This window comes from Niallia sp. FSL W8-0951 (genome assembly GCF_038006525.1).
GTDB lineage: Bacteria > Bacillota > Bacilli > Bacillales > Cytobacillaceae > Niallia > Niallia circulans.
This window is the reverse complement of the sequence record NZ_JBBOVK010000001.1, coordinates 2,223,723-2,245,946: the sequence shown is the minus strand read 5'-3', so window position 1 is coordinate 2,245,946 and position 22,224 is coordinate 2,223,723. Positions and strand designations below refer to the sequence as shown.

The following is a 22,224-nucleotide window of genomic DNA, read 5'->3' as shown; positions in this document are numbered from 1 at the left end:
TGAATATATATGCCAACAATTTTTGATTTAGTAAATGCTCCAAATATCGCAACATATTATCAAGCTAATCCATCTAATACTATCCCTTATTTAGGAGCAACGCTTTTCCCAGCTAAGAAACAACTTGGATTAGATTTGAGTTGGATTAAAGGTTCTAAAGGATTGCCGGTTGCTTTAATGCCTTCTGCCTTCGATTCTAAGGCGACTTTAAGAGATCGAATTGGATTCGACAAAATCCAAACGGAAATGCCTTTTTTCCGTGAAGCAATGAGAATTGGTGAAAAAGATCGTCAAGAATTAAATCGTCTTTCAGCATCTAATTTAGATAGCATGATTATGCCTTTAATCAATAACATTTACGATGATGTTACGAACTTAGTAAATGGGGCAATGGTTCAGCCAGAGAGAATGATCATGCAATTACTTTCAACTGGTAAAATTGCAATCACAGCAAATCGCTTAAGTTACGATTACGATTATAAAATGTCTTCTGAACATAAAGAAACATTAACAGGTAGTGCGGTTTGGAGTGATTACACAGGTTCTGATCCAGTAAACGACATCATTGAATGGCAGGACAAAGTAGAAGATGATACAGGTGTCCGTCCTACGAATGCTATTTGTACTCGTAAAACTTGGAATTACTTGATGAAGAACAAGTCTATTCGCTTAGATATGAACCCTATTGGTGGGCAAAATATCATCATGACAGATGCAATGCTTAGAAGCTATTTATCTGAAAAACTAGGATTATCTGTTGCTGTTTATAACAAAAAATTCGCATTGCAAGATGGATCCACTAGCTTATTTTATCCAGATGATCATTTTACTTTGGTTCCAGATGGTAATCTTGGTAGCACGTATTTTGGTACAACTCCAGAAGAATCCGATCTAATGACTGGCCAATCTACTGCTGACGTTTCAATCATTAACACTGGGGTTGCCATTACTACAATCAAAGAACCGCATCCAGTAAACGTTGAAACAATTGTATCTATGATTTCACTGCCAAGCTTTGAAACGATCGATAACATCTTTATTGCAAAAGTTAACTAAGGAGAGGGGTATCCCTTTCCTATTTTATTTGAAAGGAGATAATGAAAATGGCTAAAAAAGAAACTGCGGAAGATAAAAAGGTAAGAGAAGACGAAGAAAAAAAGAAAGCTGAGGAATCAGCAAATCTTGAAGAGAATAATCAATCAGAAGTAGAAGAAACAGTTAAAGTGAAACTTAAAGAGAATATCAAATATAATACAGAACGATTTAAAAAAGGACAAAAAATAGAGATTAAGAAGTCTGATTATGATTCATTTTTAAAAGAAGGGCTTATCGATGAGAAATAAAGTCCTTGAAATTATTAAGCGACGACTAAAACTTGATGATGAGTCTCTAGATGATTTAATCATGGATTATATCGAACAAGCAGAATGGAAAATAAGAAACTATTGTAATCTTAAAGTGGTTCCAGAGGGATTATTGTTTACTTGGGCATCTATTGCTATAGACTTATTCAAAATAAATCATCCAAATGAGGAAGTAGTTCAAAGTATAACAGATGATTCATTCAATTCTTTTACTGTAGGGAAGTTTTCAACTACGAAAAATAGTGGCCAGAATCAAGGAACAACTAATAGTGCGGATAATTTACTTACTTCATATACTAGTGAATTAAACGCATTTAGGCGGTTGAAAACAATATGAATCCTGAAAAACAGCAAGAGTTATCAAATTCAGTTACAGAAATTTATCTTGCTATTGAGGAACAAATATTAATTAATTTTGCGAGACAACTAAAAAAAAGAAAAAGGCTGTTAAAACAAGATTCTATTGAGAAGTGGGCAGAATATCAACTATCTCAATTAGAAGCCTTATCACAACAAAACATCATCACTATAGCTAAATATAGTGGATTAGCAATCGATGAGATAACTAAGCTACTTCAAGAGATTGGATATGCTGCTGTTAATCAAGTTGATAAGGATTTACAAAAAGCGGTGAGACAAGGAGCTATTATCAAGCCACCAACAGAACCCAGATCTACAATTCAGCCTATATTATTAAGTTATCAGCAACAAGCAATAGATAAATTTAACATGGTTAATACAACCATGCTAGAACAGTCAAAACAACAGTATAAAGACGTTTTGAATAAAACAGTAGGGAAAGTATTAACAGGTACTATTACACCTCAAAAAGCGTTAAGAGAGACGGTTAGTGAATGGGCAGAAGATGGCGTTCCTGCTTTAATAGATAAAGCAAATAAGGAATGGACTCCTGAAGCTTATATAAATACAGTCGTGAGATCCATAAGTAATAGAGTTTCTAACACCATACAGGATAATCGAATGGATGAATATGGTGTTGATTTGATTGAAGTCTCAGCACATATGGGAGCAAGGCCACTCTGTGCTCCTTACCAAGGAAAGATATATTCTAGGAGTGGGAAAAGTAAAAAATACCCGCCATTCAGTGAAACTAGCTATGAAAAACATATAGCTGGTTTATTTGGCATCAATTGCGGCCATGTAAAGTATCCATTTATTGAGGGAGTTTCTGTTAAAAGAGAGATTGAAATCAATAAAGAAGAGAATGATGAAGCTTATAAATTGTCTCAACAACAGAGATATCTAGAAAGGCAAATTCGACATGCTAAAAAGCAATTAAATGTCTTAAGTGCTATGGGTGATGATGTAGGTGTACAAATGGCCAAGCAAAAAGTAAGAGAACGACAGGCTAATATGCGAAGATTCATAGATGAGACTGGAAGAACCAGAAGACGGAATCGAGAACAATTAGCTTAAATAATCCTAGAGTTTAAAGAGGTGTAAAAAGTGAATATACCTCCAATACCAAAGAAATTATTGATCCATACAATTGAATATGAAGAATTTGTAAAAGATGGCTCCTTTGGTGAAGAATTTGCACCAACTGAGACCATCTCTTATGTGTTGGTGCAACCATCTAGCAAGTTGCGAAGGGATGGTAATGGAGAAGAAGTCCAAACGCTTGGAGTAGTCTTTTTAGACGCGGTAAACACACCTAACTTTAAGCGTTTGAAAGAAAAGTCTAAAGTTAGATTTAAAAAGAAAGATTACCGAGTGATTGAATGCGAAAGCCTTTATGCATTAGATCCAGATACGCCCCACCATTATGAGGTGAGTTTGATATGACAAGGATTAGAGTACGAACTAATCTAAGCGGTATAGCTAGACAAATATCAAGAGCAAAAGAAAGAACTCAATACGCACTGGATACTCAGATTTTAAAAGATGATAACGAATTTATCCCAGCAGATACATGGAATTTACGTGATTCTTCTATACGTGGTTCTATTATTGGACAAGGAATATTGCAATGGTCAACCCCATACGCAAGAAATCTATACTATAACCCGCAATATAACTTTTCTTTGGATAAGAATCCTAAAGCGGGTGGTCTATGGCATGAACGTGCTAAAGCAGCATATGGAGATGACTGGACTAGACTTGCACAAAAAGAAATGGAAGATAACCTATGACAATGGATTTTTTAGAAAGATTAGTTTATTTATTAGATGCCCAAAAGTATTACTCAACGGTGCTATCTCCTATTCTTGGGACCGGAAATAGCATTGCAGTGACAACTTTACCATCGAGAACTTATCAATACTACATGGATGGATCATATAGCCAAGGATACGCCTTCCAAATCAGTACAAAGCATGAACAACAATTAACAGCACTAAATACATGTCAATTGATTGTTGATTTTTTAAAAGATAGAAAGTCTATACCTAGTGAAAACAATTCATATGAGTTTGAAGGAATAGACATTCAAACAAGCCCAAACCTTCTTATGAAGGATGATAAGTATTACATTTTCACAGCGCAACTAAGCGCAAATTTACTAGTTTACAAGGGGGATTAACAATGCCATTTCATTTAAACTATTTGACTACCTATAAAATCGGTGAAACAAAAGAAGAACTATTACCATTAGCTGCAGGTATCTCTACTGTTGATCCATCAAATGAGGAATCTACGGAAGAATACAGCTATTATGATGGAGCAGGCGGAACAGAAACAGAAACTACTGGATTAACTTCATCTTATGCATTCAGTGGTAACCGTAAATATGCTGACGATCCAGCGCAAGAACTAATTAGAAACAAATTATTTACGCTTGGTCAAGGTAGAGAAGTGTATTTTCAAGTAACAGAGCCGGATGGACGTGTAATTGAAGGTCCTGCAACATTACAAGATATCACTCCTCATGGTGGAGATGCGAATGCTCGTGCAACGTTTGAATTTACAGTTACGTTTAAAGGTCTTCCAACTGATACAAAGCCTGGTGAAACAGGAACACAAACAACTACAGAAGAATAATTAGGAGGTAACATATGTCTATTAATATTAATTTAAGTAACCAATCCATTATCCCCGTGAGATTCGGGGAATTTGATTTTAATGTAGATATCTCAGATGCTGGTAAAGAAAAGCTAATGGGATTAATCGAAGAATTTGAAAATCGAAATACAGATATCGGTGAGGTAAAAGATAAAGAATCATTTGCTAAAGCGATTGAAGAAACCAAATCTATTTTAAAAAGCATCTATGATCCATTATTCGGGGAAGGTTCATTTGATAAGATTTATAACAAGTATCCTGATGTGACTTTGCTCTCTAATAGCTTTATCGATGTTGCAAATGGTGTAATGGTCGAGTACGAAAAACGTACAAGACGAGAACAAAAAGATAATTATGTAGCAAATCTAAAAAAGTAAGTAGGTGAGGGCAATGTTTTCCCTTGCTCGAAAATTACAGAATTCGATAGATTATGATGGGGTTACTTACAAATTAAATTTAGCTTTTGATAATGTACTTTTAGTGTTTGATGTACTAAAGGATGATACCATTGATGATTTGTTCAAGGTAATTGTTATATTGGATTTACTTTTAATCGATGGTCATGAATTGCCTGACGAACAAATGGTTGAACTATATACACTCATTATGGAAACGGTCATCCTTCAAGGTAAAAAGCAAGAGATCAAACGAGACCTTGCTGGTAATGTCATTGATGAAGATGAGGATGATAAAAAACTATATAGCCTAGAAGAAGACGCACAGTATATCTATGCGTCTTTTTTATATGACTACAACATCAATCTTTTCAAAGAACAAGGTACATTACATTGGTTTGAATTTAACGCACTGCTAGCTTCATTAAGTGATGACACGATGTTTAAGCGGGTTATTGATATTAGACAACGTAAGCCAAATAAACACATGACTGCTGAAGAGAAAAGCAATCTTACGCAACTTAAAAAACTATATGCATTAAAGAAATCCCAAGAAGAAATTGAGTTTGAGGCAATGGATTTAGCGGAGAAGCAAGCTTACATCAAACAAAAGATGGCTGAGAGGGGTGAGTAGATGGCAGCAGATGGATCAGTTGTTATTGAGATATCCCTTGATGATTCAGACGTATCTGGTCAGATACGAGATATAGACCGTGACTTTAACCGTGTAGGAAGTAACTTTCCACAAACTTTTCGTAATAACATGAGACAAATACGTACTAGTCTAGGACAAATACGAACAAGCATTAGTGATACTTTTTCTGCTGCAGCCAACTCAATCCGTAATACATTTACCCGAGCTAATCCATTTCGTTCGATGTTTACTGGTTTGCGATCAGCAACTAGTAGTATAACTTCTCGGATGACAAGCGGTTTTTCTAACGCGTTCAGCCGTATGAGGAGTTCAGCAAGTAACTCAATCAGTCGTATGAGACAGGAATTTTCCTCTTTAGATCGCTCTGTCGAAAGTCCGTTGAAAAGCATGCTGAAAATGGCAGCAACAATAACTGGAATTACTGGTTTAATGAATTTAATGGGGCGGGCTATTAGTCGTGTAGATACGATAGATACCGCAACTAAATCATTAACGGTTCTAACAGGCTCCGCAGAAGATGCGAAGTTGGTTATGAACGACTTGGTTGATGCAATTGACGGCACACCAATAGCGTTAAATGATGTTGCCCTTGGAGCAAAGAAAATGGTGGCTGCAGGGATGAAAGCTGAAAAGGTAAAACCTGTTTTCAAGTCCATCGCAGATGCTGCCTATGGAGTTGGTGATGGCGCTCAATCTATAGACCAAATTACAAGCGCTATAGCTTCCATGCAATCAGCTGGGACGGTTTACGCAGATGATATTAATAGATTAGTAGATGCTGGGATACCAGCATGGCAAATGCTCGCTAACCAAACCAACCAATCAGTAGCTGATATTAAGAAAGACACATCTAAAGGTTTGCTAGAATCAAACGATGCAATCGATATGCTTGTTGATGGTATCCAGAATGGAACGGACGGTATTGCAGGAAGTACTGCTGCTATGGCTGGATTAGCCAAAACAGCAGGAGACACAATTTCTGGTTCATTCGGTAATATGCGAACAGCAATTGTTAAAATAATGGCCAACGTTGCAGACGTATTAAAAGGCGATATTATCAATGCCTTAAAAGGACTAACAAATGCTTTTAAAGCTGTTGCTCGTGTAACTGGTAGTGAAACTTTCGCTAATGGTTTAAGACGGATGGTAGACGCTTTGAAATTACTATCCCCTGCTTTACTAGGAGTAGTAACTGCCCTTGCGATATTTAGCACTTATATGGGAATGACTAAATTAATCGGTATGTTAGTAGGTGCCTTTACAGCGTTAGGAACTGCTATAGCAACCAATCCAGTTGTTGCATTGGTTGCAGCTCTTGGTGGATTAGCGGTAATGCTGGTCAATTTATATAAAACGAATGAAACTTTCCGGAATGGAGTACAAAAAACATGGTCCTTTATAACTGATATATACGAAAAATCATTAGAAGGGATTAAAACGGCCTTAGGTTCCATAATGCCAGGACTCCAAGCATTCGGTAATTGGTCAGCAGATAAACTAATTGCTGGCTTTGCTTGGTTAGGATCTGTTGGTGTAAAAGCTATAAGCGCAATTTCTGCAGGTCTGGCTATTGCAGGAGATGCTATTTCGTCATTCTTTGATTATTTTGCCAATAGTGCTGTAGGCCAAGCGGTTTTAAATGCATTGAAATTATCTTTTGAAAATATTACGAACGTTTTATTAACTCTTGTTCCTTTCCTTAGTAGACTAGCTCTTGGGTTCATAGGGGTTACAGGCCCACTTGGAATAGTAATTTCTTTAGCTATAACGTTTGCTGCTACACTCCTTAAAATGGGCGGTTTTTCAGCAGAAGGAATAAATAATGCGTTAAAAGATATTGGCAAAATGCTTATGGGAATCCTAGATACGGCACTAGTCTTAATTCCACAATTTATCAAAATCGGAGCCGATTTAATTGTTAAATTGATGGAAGGGATTGCTCAAAGTATTCCAAAACTTGTCGCTATCGCAGAGCAATTAATGAATTTTTTTAATGAAGCGATAACAACATATCTACCAATGATTATTCAAGTTGGTCTACAAATCATTACAGCAATAGCAAATGGATTAGTTCAATATTTGCCCATTATGATTAACTCATATATTTCCCTAGTGACTTTACTAGTCGATACGATCGCTCAATATTTGCCAACAATCATTAGTGTTGGTATAACAATTCTTACTAATTTACTGGAAGGTATTTTAACTGTACTTCCTGAGGTTATCAATACAGCAATTTTAATTATCACTTCTTTATTAGGGATTTTGGTTGATAATTTGCCAATGATTTTATCAGCCGGGATTGATATTCTGAATGCACTGATTGGCGGATTGACTGCTGCCTTACCTGCATTACTAACAGCAGCCCTAACGATTATTATATCTTTAGCAACGGCTCTTCTAGACAATTTACCGCAAATACTATCAGCTGGAATTGAATTACTGATGGCCTTGATTGATGGAATCTTGTCAATTCTTCCGATGCTTATTGAAACTGCACTAACCTTAATTATTACTCTTGCAACTGCTTTGATAAAAGCTTTGCCACAGATTATTGCAGCTGGTATAAAAATTCTAAATGCTCTTATTCAAGGAATTGTTCAGCTGATACCAGCATTAATTGCCTGTGCCTTAAAATTAATCATTACTTTAGCCGGTGCAATTATAAAAAATCTACCACAGATTTTGTCAGCAGGAGTAAAAATCTTGAAAATGCTTGTACAAGGAATCTTAAGTATTATAGGTACTTTGCTAAAAGCAGGAGCAGACTTGATTATAAAATTAGCAAAAGCGATAGGTGATAAGCTTTCAAAAATCAAGGACAAAGGAAAAGAAATAACAGGAAAAGTTGTTGATGGAATAAAAGGCACTATTTCTAAGATGGTTTCAATCGGTGAAGATATAGTCTCAGGCATTGTGGAAGGGATAGGAAATGGATTTGGATGGGTTAAGGATAAAATTAGCTCACTTGGTGGAAAAATTACAGATTGGGCTTCTAGCGTTCTAGGTATACATTCTCCATCAAGAGTTATGAGAGATGAAATCGGTAAATGGATTCCTGCGGGTGTAGCTGTCGGAATAGATGCAGATGCATCCAGAGTTGAAAAATCGATGAAGAATATGCTATCTATTCCTAAGTTTACTGCAGAAGGTGCATTAGGTATTAACGGTATTGGGCTAAACAATCAATTATCTGCAAGAAATCGTGTTAGAAGTGCTACGGTAAATAATTCTTCTAATTCTGATACTAAATCAAACATTGCTCAGAAGGTTGAAGCTGTGATAAATATTGGAGGATATCAAGCCAGAGGATTGATTGAATATATTTCTTCTCAACAAAGTAATAACAAAAAAAGAGATAAAAGAAATTTTAGTGGGGGTGTTTCATATTGAGTTTTAATATTACTTTTAATGGACATATTCTCCCTATTAGAGTCAGACAAGTTGGTGGAAGAGGTCCTATTAATCAAGAAGTTATCGGCCAATCTAAACCCAATTCCCCTGGTAGTTATTTTTTAAAGAGAAGATTAATAGAAAGGCAGATACCTGTTGATTTTGTGTTGACAAGTAGGGGATTAAGTCATACGAGAAAAATAATAGATGCCTTAAATAGTGTTTTATATGTTTCAGAACCATCACCAATTATTTTTTCTGATGAACCAGACAAAACTTATTATGGTTTAATGAATGGGAATCCGGATTGGGATGAGATTGTTTTTAGAGGTAGGGGAACCCTACCTTTTCTTTGTCCTGATCCATTAAAATATGGTCAAGAGAAAACAGTAGCATTGACAACAATTATTAACGAAGGAACAGCATCCTGCACACCAGTATTTAATATTGAATTTACAGCACCAGCAAATGAGTTTCGCGTTCAAAATGAGGATGGGAAGTTTGTTAGAGTCATATGGGCATTTGTGGCTGGTGATAAGTTAAAAATCGATTTCAAGAAAAGAAAAATCACGATTAACTATACCGTAAGAATGACAAGCTTAGATTTTAGTAGTAACTGGTTTGAATTGAGACCAGGAGAAAATAAATTGACGGTTACTCCTGCTGGTGTAGCTGCCACAACAATAACTTATACCCCGAGGTGGTTATGATATGTTAGAAAAGAGAATTAAAGAATTAGAAAAGAAAATATCGGTGGTAGAACAATTGAATTTGTCATTAGAAAGTAAAGTAGAATGTTTACAGGGAGAAGTAAAGGAACTGAGAAAAGAAAAAACAAGGCTTGAAAGTATTCTATCGCAATTTATTTCAAATCCCAGTCACTAACCATCAATTAGTGACTGGGTAAAACTTATTCGAATTTTAGAATGTGTTCTCTAGGTTGGGATACTTTATAACCTTGTGTTTCTGCTTCAGAAATAATTTCTTCTTTTGTCATAGAATACTGACGTACATCAATGGTAGGTACAAAGCTTCCCGGGCTTTTGAAATGCAATTGAAGATAATCATTTAAGTCTTCCCATGTGTATAATCTATTTTTCTCCGGTTTCGGGTCTAATTTAGACATATTTTTTCACCTCCTATCATACAAGATAGGAGTATTTTACCATATATAAGGTTTTCTAAAAGTTAAGAAAGGAGGAAACCTATGTCCAATTTATTAATATTTGATCCTGCAGACAATTTGCTTGCTATTTTATCGAATGAAGCAGAAGATGCATGTGCGTTTTGGGATGCACCATTTAAGGAAATGCTTAATCAAGGATCAACATTTGAGTTCATGGCAGACGGAGCACATGAAGATTCAAAATATATCATAGCTGAAAACCAAGTAGCTTTTATAGATAAAGACGGAGCATTTAGACTATTTGTAATTAAAGAACCTGAACGAATTGATGGAGAATCTGGACCAGAGATACACGCCATTTGTGAGCCTGCTATGCTTGAGCTAAACGACGAGATTATCACAGATGTAAGACCGTTTAATACAACTTTACGAGATGCACTTACGAGAGCATTAAATGGAGTACGATGGCAAGTCGGACAAACTGCCGAAGATTTCGGATTAAACTCTACAAACTTTTATTATATAAGTGTAACAGAAGCTATCGAGAAAATCGTAAATACCTGGGGTGGAGAAATCCGCGATAGAGTGGAAATACAAGGTAATAGAATTGTAGCCAGATATATTGATATTTTAACCATGCGTGGAACCAATACGGGTAAACGATGGGAAATGGATAAGGATATCTTAAGCATCCGGCACCAAGTGCAATCCTATCCTAAAACTGCTTTGTATGGTCGAGGTGCATCTTTAGAATTGGAAGATGAAGAAGGAAATGCTACTGGCGGTTTTTCCCGTAAAATCTCTTTTGCAGACGTAGAATGGAAAAAAGCTAAAGGAGATCCTGCTGACAAACCGCTGGGACAAGAATGGGTTGGCGATCCGGAAGCTTTAAGTATTTATGGCCGTCCAAATAAAGACGGTACCACTCGCCATCGATTCGGAATTTTCGAATCCAGTGAACAGGAAGACCCAGCACAATTATTATTAGAAACCTGGAACGCACTTCAAGAACAAAAGCATCCACTCGATAATTATGAGATGGATGTTTTTTTGATGGAAGAACTGACTGGATATGAACATGAGAAAGTTCGTTTAGGAGATATTACAGTAGCTATAGACCGTTCTTTTGCCAAACCAATTGAAGCAGAAGAAAGAGTGATATCCTTTGAATATGATGTTGCGGACCCAGACCATTCCGGAAAAGTAGAACTTGGTCAGTTTATTAATTTATATGACACGGAGATAGATAATCGTATTGACCAGCTAGAACGCAAAATCAATGATCGCTCTGGCATTTGGGATAAAGCTACTAAAGTAATCGACTCAGCTAATGGGAAAAATAAAAACTATTACAGTGCAGTAGAGCCCACAGGTGAATTTATTGAGGGAGATTTGTGGTTTAAGGTCATTGATGGAGAGTATACACAAACGTATCGATGGAATGGAGAACAATGGCAACTAATCGTGGATATGGATGTTAATGTCGCGAAAGAAGAGGCAGCAGAAGCAACAGAACGAGCAGAGGATGCTTTTAACAGAGCAAACGAGGCAACCGAAAATGCACAAAAAGCTATTGAAGATGCCCAAATTTCATTTGATAAAGCACAAGATGCATTAGATACGGCAAGTGCTGTTAATGGCATAGCAGTTGATGCGGTTAATGTGGCTAATACAGCTAAGCAAAATGCACAGAATGCTTTAAATAAAGCTAGTTCTTTAGAGACAGAAGTAGAGTCAATAAGTGATGATTTAGCAGAAGCAGGCGGTAAGATAACCACCATTGAACAAAATGTGGATACGATTAATAATTCTTTAACTACAACAATTAGAACGCTATCTAATTTAGATGGAGTTGTATCGGAACAGCAAACAGCCATTACTGCATTAGATGAAAAAATAGAGTTAAGAGCGACCAAGACAAGTGTAGACAAGCTGACAGGGCGTGTAACAAATGCAGAGAGTAATATTACATCTATGTCTGGACAAATTTCCCTAATGGCTAAGGCGGAAGATGTTTATACGAAAGCTCAAGTTGATTCTTCTTTGAAGGGAAAAGTTGATACGTCTACTTATACAAGCAAGATGTCTCAGATTGATTTAAGTATCAACGGCATTTCTAATCGTGTTTCTTCCACAGAGTCAAGCATAACTGGCTTAAATGGTGAGATAAATACCTTTAAAAGTAATGTGGCTAGTCTTGATATTAAGGCAGATAGTATAGTTTCTAGTGTAGCTGGTATATTGTCAAACTCTAATAATTTGATACCCGATCCAAGTTTTGAAAATGAAGCTTGGGACTTACCATCTAATTGCTCTTTTGTTGAATCAGATTTACACGAAGGAACAAAATGCTTAAAGGTAACAAAGGGTAATGGGTATTATAGACCAAAAAATCTTGCACTAAAGTACCCTGTTGCAAAAGGAACTATCCTAAAACTTTCTTGGTGGGTAAAGATGGTTTCCGGTACTACATTTGATACGGGCAACTTTAAGATTCGAATTGCAAGGATAGATGGAAGTTTAATTTCAGATTTACAGTTAGGTGGTGTTTTTACTAGTTGGACAAAGAGAGAACGCACTATAACTCTTCCATCGGATGTAACTGGTATATCAATTACTTTTCCTGTTTCAGTTAATGAAGGTACTGTTTATGTTGATGATATAAATGTGTCTGATGCTACAAATGAAATAGCAATTCAAACTCAATTCAGTACAATCGAACAAACAGTTAGCGGTATTATAACAAGGGTTGGTACTTCAGAAGGAAATATAAGTTCTTTACAACAAACTGCAAGCAGTTTAGCGAGCAGAATAACAAATGCTGAAGGAAGTATTTCTTCTATATCACAAACTCTAAGTGGTGTTCAAACTACAGTGTCTAATAAGGCGGATAAATCAACCGTTACCCAATTAGCTGGCGTTGTAGATACAAAGATTAGCACAACAGACGCAAATAATAAATTTGCTACACAAAGTCAGTTAACTCAAACTAATAACAGTTTAACTAGTACCATTTCAAGCTTATCAAGCGAAGTTGATAAAAAAGTAAGCAGGCTAGGCTATACAACTAGTAGTACTCAAGAAAATAATAGTGGTAAGTGGACATTGTTTGCAAGAACTAGAGTTGCTAGAAGATACCAACATGGAGAAATATCATTCGACATTACAGGTGGAGCAGATGGATCTTCAAGAGGTAAATTCGCATCATTATTTTTGAGACATAAACAGCAAAATGAATTAGGTATAGCAACTTTTGTAGATTTATCTTTATCTAATTCTAACTTTTTATCTAGCTCTGACTTTTTAGCTATATGCACTACTAATAATTCTAGCGGAGTTGTTGTAGAATATTACGTTAAAATAAGGTCTACTTATGAACAGTTTTATTTTCAGCCATTTAATGAGTCTGGAACTTTGGATAAAATAGAATATTTATCTAACCAAGGATTTAAAACTGATGCAGAATTACCAAGCGGAAATAGGTTCACTGGTATTAATAGCGGAGCATTAGGAAGAATTGTTACAGCTGAGTCCCAAATAACTCAACTATCTGATGCAATTAATCTAAGAGTTACAAAAAATGATATTATTAATCAGATAAACATTGATACAAGTGGGGTTCTTATACAAGGTAAAAAATTAGTTCTTGATGGAAATGTAACAGTCAACGGAACCTTCAAAGTAGGAAATGCTAATATCACATCAATTGATGCAGGAAAAATAACTGCAGGCACACTGGATGCTGCGAAAGTAAGTGTTGTAAATCTTAATGCCAGCAACATTAAAACAGGAACCTTAAGCGGGGTTACAATTCGTTCCGTATCGGGTGGAGATACAACTGAAATAAAAGGTGGTAACGTTTCGTCTACTGGAACATTCACTAGAACATTCGGAACGTCCAGTACCGCCACGTATATTTCTACTTTTGACTCATACAACGGTGTCGTTCGGGTGGGTATAACTAGCAAAAAATCAAATGGAGTGGAAAGGGTAGATTCTGCGGGTGGTAGAGCAACCATGCTGACCGATAAAGGAATAACAACACAGCGGGCAATTCATTCTGGTTCTTCCGACAAAAACGGCGCTAGATTCATAGATTTCTTCGCTGATGAAACATTAACTTCGGGTGTGCAAGGTTTGGGTATGCACATATTCTCGGGTCAGAGCATGAGGATTGAAGCAACCCAAGGAATCACATTAACTCGTGCTGGAAATAGTGATAATGTATTATTCGTTGATGGTGATATGAGGGCAAGACAAGCGCTTGTTAATACTATTCAATATAATAACGATTTTAGCGGCGTGAATATCTATATTAAACCGTCAGCAACTGGTGAAGTGAGATTTACAGCTGCAAACACTACGGAAAACTATGTTGATATAAGAGCAAGACAAGTTTTCTCAAACACCCTTCAAAATAATAGTGGTGTTGATGGCGGAAATATGTATATCAAACCTGCCGGAAGCGGAGAATTAAGAGTTACGAGGGAAAATACCACAGATACTTATCTTGATTTTAGAACTAGACAGGTATTTGCTAATACAATACAATATAACAATTTAGTTTCCGGGATAAATATTTATATTAAACCAAGCGCAACTGGAGAAGTAAGGGCAACAGCTGCAAATACCACAGATTCTTATGTTCCTGTGCGAGCGTCTGGTTTTCCCACTGCTTCCCTTGCTAAATATAAGCAGGATATTAGACCACATACTGATAGTGCGTTAGATGTTATCAATAGCGCCACGATTTACGATTATCGATTACGTTCCGAGGTAGAAGTTGGGAAGGATAGAATCAGAACTGGTCTGGTTATTGGTGAGAACTATAACACTCCATCATGTGTTATCGATGGAGATGGGGTTGAACAGTACATGATGAGCAGTTTAGCATGGCTAGGTATTCAAGAGTTGGATAAAAAATATAAAGCATTAGAAGTTGAAAACTTTGTTTTAAAACGCAGAGTAGAAGAATTAGAAAAAGCTGTTTATGCAGCATAAAAAAATTAAAAGCAAAGCTGATCGTAAAATTCGGTCAGCTTTTTATTATGGAGGAAAAGTCATGAAAATATCAATCAAAGTATCTTATTTACCCGCAGCAGTAGAATTTTTATATAACTTAACACTGAAAGGAAAACAATCTCGACATCGTTCTCGCTTTGTTAAAGCTATGCAAGAAAAGTGGAAACAAGTTGTGGAAGAAGAACAAGAATTGCTAAAAGAGTACGCAGGCACAGATGAGGAAGGAAACCCGAATAAAAAAGAAGATGGTTCATTTGATGTAAAAGATGTAAAAGGATTCAAAGAACAACAAAAAGAATTATTTGATGAACTTTTTGTCATTGAAGGAGGCGATGCCACTGGTTATTTAAAAACAGTGAAAGAAATCTTATTAGGTTATGACGGAGAAGTCAGCGGGAAAGATGCAGAAGTCTATGATTATCTTTATGAAGTCTTTGAAAATAGCGATGAGAACAAGGAGGAAAATAAATAATGATTACAATTGAAGTAACCAGCGTAAATATTGCATACAACAAAGGAACAGTCAGTGGGGTTAATGTTAACTTTTTTGCAACACATGAGCACCAAACAATCAATTTAAATGGATATATTCCTTTAACATTCGAGGAATACACTCCAATCGCGAATGACATCAGTGGTTTGCAAGCTAAAGTCAAAGAAAAGGTAATCGAATCTATTGTAGGAACAGAAGCCGAATAGGCTTTTTTATTATGTCTGGAAGGGATATGTGGAAATAGTAAAACAACAATTGGAGCAAAATATAGCTAAAATGAAAACGAGGGATACCAAACCAATAGGTATGTAATATAACTTGTAGAGGTGATATTTATGAAAGTAACATTTATAAATGATTTATTAAAAAGAAAAAAACAAAAGCAAAAGAAAGATAAAGATAAAGGTAACGAAAATTTTATTATTTTAGAAGCATATAATTTTCTGGAATTAATAGCATTAATAAATATATTTAAAGATGCTTCCACAAGGAGGAGTCTTTTTTGTGATTAATACATTATTTACATATTTTTTAGGTTAAAAGTATTGGTCTTAAAGTTCTAGACAATCTATCTTTAAAATGTTAATCTACTTGGGAATAATTACATATTGAAAGTGGGGAAATATTTTGAGAAAGATTGTGTCTTTATTTTTGGTATTTGTATTAGTAGTTTCTTTTATATTCACAGAAGGGTCTTCTCATATCTCAGCAACAACAGAGAATCCAAGTCCTATTGCAGAGTATAATTTTGATAATGATAATGGAACAACCGTTACTGACTCAACAGGAACTTTTAATGGCACAGCTAAAGGTGCTACTTTGGTTGATGGTTGGAATGGAAAAGCTAGAAGTTTTAACGGAACAAATAATTATTTAGAATTTAATAAAAAGGTGATTCCTGTGGGTGAAAAAAGTATTAAATTTATGTTTAAGAGGGATGGAATACCAAAACAAGAATTTGAGGTACTTTTATCAAACGTAAGTCAGGGTACAGAACAATATGGATTTCAAGTTGGAATTACTAATCTAGAAGGTGGATATCTATATGTTGATGGGACGAGCAATGGATGGGGAAAATTGTTTCCGCGTTTAAAAACAACTTCTTCCGAAAATATATTTGATAATAAATGGCATGAAATTTTATTTAGTTGGGATGGGAAAATTGGAACAGGAAATGCAAGGTTATATGTAGATAACAAACTTGTAGCAACTTCAGATAGTATAGCAGAGGAAAAAAATAATCAAACTTATAATTTATTTATTGGTGTTACGCCATCTTTAACTCATTATTTTAAAGGTGATTTAGATCAAATAGAAATTTATGATAAAGTGATAAATCCAAAAGTTGAGCAACCCGAGCAACCCGAAAAGAGTACAAATAAACTATATACAAGTGAAAAATCTTTCTACAAACTAACTTCAAATGGTGAAGTTTATGCATGGGGAGAAAATAGCTATGGTCAACTAGGTTTAGGTGATACAAGTAAAAGGACATTGTCTAAAAAAGAAAAAATAAATCTTCCAGAAAAAGTTACAGATATATCTGTTGGACAAAATTTTGTAATTGCATTAGGTGAAAGTGGAAAAGTATATGGATGGGGAGATAATTCTTCTGGGGTATTATCTGATGAAATAGGTAGTATTAAGAATCCAGTAGAAGTAGAATCTGAAATATCCGAAATCGTTAGCGAAGATTAATAAATTTATAGGTTTAAAGAGTCCTTATTATGGGGGCTCTTTTTTATGCCCTTTTAAGGAGGTGAGTCCATGATTTAGAAACGAAAAATGAGTAAGTTGTTTTAGTTAAAACTATATATTGGCTAAAAGTCATCAAACGATGCTTTTTATTATGCTATGAAAGGATAAGGGGAAAATGGAAAAACAACATGGATTAAGTATTGCGATAGGTGTAATTGGGGGAATTTGGTCAGTAATGGTGGGGAGTTTTGGTCTAGCGGTGTCAGTACTGTTGGTAGTAATGCTTGCTGATTATGTGACCGGAATATTTTGTGCGTTTGTTAATAAAGAATTAAATAGCGCAAAGGGGACAAGAGGCTTTATAAAAAAGTTGATTGTCCTTATTTTAATTGGTCTATTATATCTTATTGAAATATCTTTGAACGGAACTGCAGCTGGTGGAGAAGGAGCAGCATGGGCATACATTGCAATTGAATTTATAAGTATTACAGAAAACGCAGGAAAGATTGGCGTTCCACTGGGTCCATTAGGAAATATCATTGCAGTACTTAAAGAAAAAGTGAACGGTAAGTAAGAGTGGCTTTACGGCTGCTCTTTTTCTTTTATAAAATTATTTGGAGTGTGAAGGAAAAATGGTAAAAATTTTTATTGATGCAGGACATGGTGGTACTGACCCGGGAGCCGTGGGATATGGATTAAAAGAGAAAGAATTAACATTAAAAATTGCAAAAAAAATCCAAGCGTTACTAGGTAATTACCAAAATGTTAGTGTGAAAATGAGTCGCACTGGTGATTCTTCCCTTACCCTGAAACGGCGTACAGATGCAGCTAATGCATGGGGAGCAGACTTTTTTCTATCTGTTCATATTAATGCTGGTGGGGGTACTGGATATGAGGATTATCGATATAATGCCTTGTCAACTACAAGCACCACAGGTAAAATTCAAGCAGCAATTCACGATGCAGTAATGGCAGAATTAAAAGCATATGGGGTAAAAAATCGCGGCGCAAAATCAGCTAATTTCCATGTACTACGTGAAAGCAATATGTCAGCTGCACTTTCTGAAAATTTATTTATCGATACAAAGGCAGATGCTGATTTACTAAAACAAGATACGGTCTTAGATGCAATTGCACGCGGTCATGTTGTGGGATTAACTAAAGCTTTTAATCTAATAAAAAAGGGAACTAATAATCCAGCAAAAACAGTGATATCTCCATCTAAAACACCAGCGAAGCCTTCTGTTGTATACGAAGCGCATGTACAAGGAATTGGCTGGCAAGGTAAGAAAAAAGATGGTCAAACAGCTGGAACAACTGGACAATCCAAGAGATTAGAAGCCTTGACGGTTAAATTAGAAAATACTTCTGCAGAATTGGAAATGGAAGGACATGTACAAAAAATTGGTTGGACCAATCTTAGAACAGATGGAGAAGTAATTGGAACCATCGGAGAGAGTTTACGGTTAGAAGCAGTTAAAATAAAAGCTAAAGGGTTAGATATTCAATATAGAGTTCACGTAGAAAAAGACGGTTGGACAGCATGGAAGAAAAATGGAACAGTTGCTGGAACAACAGGCCAAAGTAAACGCATCGAAGCAATTCAAATTAAAATTGCATAAAATAATGCGGATGGATATAAAATAGTTATACAGCATGATTATCTCACACAGCCCTGCTCATTTGAGTGGGGCATTTTTGACTTTTAGAAAAACATTCCCAAAATCCATTGAATAGTTAAAATGGTAATAGTAATATTATACTAGAAATGGTCAAATTTACATACATTATTGGAGGTAAGAAATGAAAAAGAAGTTATTTTTACTTATAGCAACATTTACAGTTATTTTATCAAGTTTTTCTGTTTATCAGATTAAAACTAATAAAGTTGAAGCTGCAACTATTGGACAACAATTAACGGAACCAGAAGAAGGTTGGACTAGATACGAAGAAACAAATAAAGCCTTTATATATACAGGAACATGGAATATTGATAAGGGGACTTATAATTCTGGAGGATCAGGAAAGTTCTCTAGTTCAGCTGGTACGAAAATAACATTTTCTTTTAAGGGAACAGATATTAGAATAGTAGGTTTTAAGGATACAAATAGAACAACTGTTGTTAATGTTACTATTGATGGAGTTACAGAGAAATATAACCCAAGGGGTTCAAAGCTAAATAAAACTTTACTTTATGAAAAGACAGGTATGACCGATACTGTACATACTGTAGTTATAAGTAATCCAAACTCGGGAACTTCAAATTTTTATGATTTAGATGCTATTGATATTAATAAAGATGGTATACTACTTGAACCGGGTCAAAAATTAATTGATTCTATAGGTCTTGTTGAATCTGCATTAGAATTGAATGTTGGATCAAGTAAATCATTAGTAGTCACTATAGAACCTGAAAATGCAACTAATAAAACCATTAAATGGTCAAGTAGTAATCCTGAAATTGCGACTGTAGATGATAATGGAAATGTAATTGGAAAAAGTCCCGGGAAGGTCACTATTACAGCAGAAACTACTGATGGTAGTAATCTAAAAGCAACAGCTGAAGTGACAGTTAAAGAAGCAGAAGTAGAAGGTAATAAAGGTATCCTTAAATTAACTACCACTACTGGTGACTTGCATGAATATGACTTATCTAGAACTGAGATTAATAATTTCATAGCTTGGTTAGATAAAAAAGGAGAAGGTAAGCCATATTATGAATTTAAATTAAATGTAACAACTGGGAATATCAAATCAAGAACAGAATACATAATGTTTGATGAGATTGTCAGTTTTGTAATTGATGAATATTAATATTGGTGCCCTGCTCTATGGAGTAGGGCTTAGTATATATTTTTTTAACATTTTTTTGGGGTTGTATCCTTTTAAATAGTAGGATAATAATATATAATCTTTATATTAATAGCATAAACAAATAAACTAGAAAACAACAATAAAAGATTATAAAGGTAATACATAAAATTAAAATTAGACAAATATAAACAAAAAAACACGTACTGGCAGTACGTGCTAGAGCTCTAGTATATTCTCTGATAACTTAATAGTAACATATTTTGATTGAAAATGTCTAGACTAGAGCCCGCTAATAAGAATTAGAGGGGTAGGTTTTTTGTTTGAGTAATTATCCTAATGTACCGAAATTATATATTAACCAATTAGCAAAAGCTAACAAAGTTGTATTTTCTGGTAAAGATAGAGAAGTAGTGATTGATGGATTAATAGAAAAAAACCAAAAAGAAAAACTCAATTATCTAAATGAACAATTTAAATTTACGAGTCCTTATATGACAATATGTAAACCAGAATCTAATTTTCCAGATAAATCAAAAACACCAGAGTTATTTATTTCAACGTTAATAAAGGAAAATTTGATAACAAAAGAGAATATAAATACACAATGGCAACCAGAATTAGATTCTAACATTAAAATATGTGCAATAAAGCAAGATGGTTCTGCGGTGTACTTGAAATTTGTAGAGAGAAAAAGCTTTATGAGAAGATCTGGTTATGGAACCATACCTGACTTTTATGCGTCTTTTAGATCTGTAGTCATCCACTTTGGACAAGATGAAATAATCCAGTTAAGGTGCCCAAGCACTGAAGTGAAAAAGTATTCGGAACATGTAATGAAAATTATGGGCTTTGCTACACCTTTTAAATGGTTCCCTGTACCTAAACTAACAAAAGACAATGCGGTAGAGTTATGTACTATATTATCTGCTGGTGTTGCTTCAAGACATATCGCAATGCCATCAACAGTAGGAAGTTTAAAATTTAATGGGAAAAAGGGTGTCAACCTTTCAAATGATAAGACTTTTCACACAATAAATAAAGCTATTCAGGATATAGGTCTTCCGACAGATCAAACAATGGATGAAACATGCTTTTTTTCTTATGTAGATAATGTTACTGGCATAACAATCGAAGCTACTTTTGAAGTTAATATTCAATCTGGTTATTTTAAATTTACTAAACAAGTCCCTGAAGTAGTGTTTGATCATGTTTTAGAAGCTTTAGTAAAGGTTAATAATGGAAGTATTAATATAAAAGAAACGGCAGTAGCGAAAAATTAAAATTAAAGGGGGTTCATTATGTCAATACCAATTTTTGAAATATATGATGTACTATATAAATGGGCTACTAATGAACCTTCTATAGATGAATTCACCGTAGAAAACATATTAAATGCTGTAGGATTAGATTACTCTTTTTACGAAGAAATATATCGATATCTTATGTCAAAAAGCGGATATGAATTAATTCCCAAGAAGATTGTTTTATGTCCAGATAATCATAAATGCGATACCTTTTTGCTCGAAGAACCTATAGAGGGTGAATTGTTTGATTGTTTTTGTGGTCAAAATGAATTTGAAGCGCATAACTTATTATTGGTTTTCTCATTTACAGATGATTTTATAGAAAATGCTATAAAAAAAAAGGGCAATTTCAAGACCAGAGTGAAGACAAGGGAACTTATCTTAACATAAGACATTCAAAGCAGTTAATGATTTCGGATTTGGTTGAATTAGGTTTGCTAAAAGATGAAGGGAAAGGTGTATATATTTATATGGATAATAGAAGTGTAAATATTTCTGGTGGAACAAATAAAAATCTGAACATTACTACTGGTGATGGTGAAAGTCATCAAACTATAAACAATTATGAAAACGGGAAGGATAACGAGGAGTTAGATGTATTAATAAATAAACTTATAGAAGAAATAAAAAAAGGTCCTCAAGAAGAAGTAGAAGATGCTATGGAAAACGCTGAGAAATTAAGAACAGTTATTGAAAATGGGGATCAATCACGAGCAAAAAGAATATTTGGTTGGTTACCATCTGTCGTACAAGCAAGTACTGCAGCACTAGAATTAATTAAACTGATCAATGAAATGAATCCAGCATAATAAAGATAAAAAGACTTCTTTTTTATTAAAAGGGTCTTTTTTAATACTACTTGTGAACTTAGCAGAATTTATTTTCCCAAAAATGAATCCTTCTTTAAGATGATAGAATTTAAAGGATATGACGGTATCT

General features: G+C 34.9%; 25 protein-coding genes. 24 read left to right on the top strand and 1 reads right to left on the bottom strand.

The features are described from left to right. Nucleotides 1-9: 9 nt before the first annotated feature. The 13 genes from NSS71_RS11290 to NSS71_RS11230 are packed head-to-tail and all read left to right on the top strand — an operon-like array spanning nt 10 to nt 9,713. Nucleotides 10-1,056 (top strand): major capsid protein, encoded by a 1,047-nt coding sequence (locus NSS71_RS11290; protein WP_341151675.1) that lies wholly within the window; start codon nt 10-12, stop codon nt 1,054-1,056. 47 nt (nt 1,057-1,103) lie between these two features. Continuing rightward, a complete protein-coding gene (locus tag NSS71_RS11285; RefSeq protein ID WP_341151674.1) occupies nt 1,104-1,343 on the top strand; it encodes a DUF7210 family protein in 240 nt (79 codons plus the stop codon). After that, the gene (locus NSS71_RS11280; RefSeq protein ID WP_341151673.1) at nt 1,333-1,701 is read left to right on the top strand and encodes a head-tail connector protein; all 369 of its coding nucleotides are present in this window, start codon (nt 1,333-1,335) and stop codon (nt 1,699-1,701) included. The genes NSS71_RS11285 and NSS71_RS11280 overlap by 11 nt, the downstream gene beginning before the upstream one ends. Then, complete coding sequence (locus NSS71_RS11275; RefSeq protein ID WP_341151672.1) at nt 1,698-2,801, top strand: phage minor capsid protein; 1,104 nt, start codon at nt 1,698-1,700, stop codon at nt 2,799-2,801. The genes NSS71_RS11280 and NSS71_RS11275 overlap by 4 nt, the downstream gene beginning before the upstream one ends. A 30-nt stretch (nt 2,802-2,831) precedes the next feature. After that, the gene (locus tag NSS71_RS11270; RefSeq protein WP_341151671.1) at nt 2,832-3,170 is read left to right on the top strand and encodes a putative minor capsid protein; all 339 of its coding nucleotides are present in this window, start codon (nt 2,832-2,834) and stop codon (nt 3,168-3,170) included. After that, nucleotides 3,167-3,517 (top strand): minor capsid protein, encoded by a 351-nt coding sequence (locus NSS71_RS11265; protein ID WP_341151670.1) that lies wholly within the window; start codon nt 3,167-3,169, stop codon nt 3,515-3,517. The genes NSS71_RS11270 and NSS71_RS11265 overlap by 4 nt, the downstream gene beginning before the upstream one ends. Next, nucleotides 3,514-3,906, top strand: coding sequence for a hypothetical protein (locus NSS71_RS11260; protein ID WP_341151669.1), 393 nt, complete (start codon nt 3,514-3,516; stop codon nt 3,904-3,906). Before NSS71_RS11265 ends, NSS71_RS11260 begins: the two co-directional genes overlap by 4 nt. A 2-nt stretch (nt 3,907-3,908) precedes the next feature. Then, a complete protein-coding gene (locus NSS71_RS11255; RefSeq protein WP_061796058.1) occupies nt 3,909-4,364 on the top strand; it encodes a phage tail tube protein in 456 nt (151 codons plus the stop codon). A 14-nt stretch (nt 4,365-4,378) separates the two neighbouring features. Continuing rightward, on the top strand, nt 4,379-4,762 hold the full coding sequence (locus tag NSS71_RS11250; protein ID WP_341151668.1) for a hypothetical protein: 384 nt from the start codon (nt 4,379-4,381) through the stop codon (nt 4,760-4,762). Nucleotides 4,763-4,775: 13 nt separating this feature from the next. Beyond that, entirely contained in the window at nt 4,776-5,414 is a 639-nt protein-coding gene (locus NSS71_RS11245) for a Gp15 family bacteriophage protein (protein ID WP_341151667.1), read from the top strand. Then, nucleotides 5,415-8,828 carry a tape measure protein gene (locus NSS71_RS11240; RefSeq protein ID WP_341151666.1) on the top strand — a complete coding sequence of 1,138 codons (3,414 nt, stop codon included), beginning with the start codon at nt 5,415-5,417 and terminating at the stop codon, nt 8,826-8,828. After that, entirely contained in the window at nt 8,825-9,538 is a 714-nt protein-coding gene (locus NSS71_RS11235) for a distal tail protein Dit (protein WP_341151665.1), read from the top strand. Before NSS71_RS11240 ends, NSS71_RS11235 begins: the two co-directional genes overlap by 4 nt. 1 nt (nt 9,539) lies before the next feature. Beyond that, complete coding sequence (locus NSS71_RS11230; protein WP_341151664.1) at nt 9,540-9,713, top strand: hypothetical protein; 174 nt, start codon at nt 9,540-9,542, stop codon at nt 9,711-9,713. Between the two features lie 25 nt (nt 9,714-9,738). Here NSS71_RS11230 and NSS71_RS11225 read toward each other — a convergent pair whose 3' ends face one another. Beyond that, entirely contained in the window at nt 9,739-9,954 is a 216-nt protein-coding gene (locus NSS71_RS11225; RefSeq protein ID WP_061796074.1) for a hypothetical protein, read from the bottom strand. 81 nt (nt 9,955-10,035) lie between these two features. Here NSS71_RS11225 and NSS71_RS11220 point away from each other — a divergent pair, with 81 nt between their 5' ends. From NSS71_RS11220 to NSS71_RS11170, 11 genes are all read left to right on the top strand, one after another. Next, nucleotides 10,036-14,955: a phage tail protein gene (locus tag NSS71_RS11220; protein WP_341151663.1), complete on the top strand. Its 4,920-nt coding sequence runs from the start codon at nt 10,036-10,038 to the stop codon at nt 14,953-14,955. Nucleotides 14,956-15,016: 61 nt separating this feature from the next. Further along, nucleotides 15,017-15,448, top strand: coding sequence for a hypothetical protein (locus tag NSS71_RS11215; protein WP_156485373.1), 432 nt, complete (start codon nt 15,017-15,019; stop codon nt 15,446-15,448). Next, entirely contained in the window at nt 15,448-15,675 is a 228-nt protein-coding gene (locus NSS71_RS11210) for a hypothetical protein (protein WP_341116397.1), read from the top strand. Before NSS71_RS11215 ends, NSS71_RS11210 begins: the two co-directional genes overlap by 1 nt. Before the next feature lie 129 nt (nt 15,676-15,804). Beyond that, entirely contained in the window at nt 15,805-15,981 is a 177-nt protein-coding gene (locus NSS71_RS11205) for a hypothetical protein (RefSeq protein WP_341151662.1), read from the top strand. A gap of 115 nt (nt 15,982-16,096) precedes the next feature. Next, nucleotides 16,097-17,167, top strand: a complete 1,071-nt coding sequence (locus NSS71_RS11200) for a LamG-like jellyroll fold domain-containing protein (protein ID WP_341151661.1) — start codon at nt 16,097-16,099, stop codon at nt 17,165-17,167. A 175-nt stretch (nt 17,168-17,342) separates the two neighbouring features. Then, on the top strand, nt 17,343-17,741 hold the full coding sequence (locus NSS71_RS11195) for a phage holin family protein (RefSeq protein ID WP_341151660.1): 399 nt from the start codon (nt 17,343-17,345) through the stop codon (nt 17,739-17,741). A gap of 58 nt (nt 17,742-17,799) precedes the next feature. After that, entirely contained in the window at nt 17,800-18,789 is a 990-nt protein-coding gene (locus NSS71_RS11190; RefSeq protein WP_341151659.1) for an N-acetylmuramoyl-L-alanine amidase, read from the top strand. A 181-nt stretch (nt 18,790-18,970) separates the two neighbouring features. Continuing rightward, on the top strand, nt 18,971-19,981 hold the full coding sequence (locus NSS71_RS11185; protein ID WP_341151658.1) for an Ig-like domain-containing protein: 1,011 nt from the start codon (nt 18,971-18,973) through the stop codon (nt 19,979-19,981). A 320-nt stretch (nt 19,982-20,301) separates the two neighbouring features. Beyond that, nucleotides 20,302-21,261, top strand: coding sequence for a hypothetical protein (locus NSS71_RS11180; RefSeq protein WP_341151657.1), 960 nt, complete (start codon nt 20,302-20,304; stop codon nt 21,259-21,261). 18 nt (nt 21,262-21,279) lie between these two features. Then, the gene (locus NSS71_RS11175) at nt 21,280-21,675 is read left to right on the top strand and encodes a hypothetical protein (RefSeq protein ID WP_341151656.1); all 396 of its coding nucleotides are present in this window, start codon (nt 21,280-21,282) and stop codon (nt 21,673-21,675) included. An 80-nt stretch (nt 21,676-21,755) separates the two neighbouring features. Further along, complete coding sequence (locus NSS71_RS11170) at nt 21,756-22,094, top strand: hypothetical protein (RefSeq protein ID WP_341151655.1); 339 nt, start codon at nt 21,756-21,758, stop codon at nt 22,092-22,094. Nucleotides 22,095-22,224: the final 130 nt, after the last annotated feature.